Genomic DNA, 297 nt, shown 5'->3' on the forward strand with positions numbered 1-297 from the left:
TATCAAGAGTGGGAAGAGTTTTCTAATGGAGTAAACCAATTGATTAAAGAAGGTGTGTCTAATGAATAGGATAGAATTTTTGAAGGAACTAAGTAGTTCATTAACTGAACTTCCAGCAGCTGAGCGCGCGGATATTATGGAAGATTTCGAAGAGCACTTTGCAAATGGAAAAGTAGAAGGTAAAACAGAAGAAGAAATTAGTAAAGCTTTAGGAAAACCTCAACAGATAGGAAAGGATCTATCTGCAAACTACCACATTGAAAAAGCGGAGACAACCGTATCTACAGGGAATATATT

At 36.4% G+C, this 297-nt stretch carries 1 protein-coding gene; it reads left to right on the forward strand.

What is annotated here, in order from left to right; translation table 11 throughout:
• Window positions 1-61: 61 nt before the first annotated feature.
• On the forward strand, window positions 62-297 hold a 236-nt coding region (locus AOA60_RS01395; protein ID WP_143522332.1), incomplete at its 3' end, for a DUF1700 domain-containing protein.

Origin of the sequence: Pseudomonas sp. 2822-17, assembly GCF_002742485.1 — a bacterium.
GTDB classification, from domain to species: domain Bacteria; phylum Pseudomonadota; class Gammaproteobacteria; order Pseudomonadales; family Pseudomonadaceae; genus Aquipseudomonas; species Aquipseudomonas cyclaminis.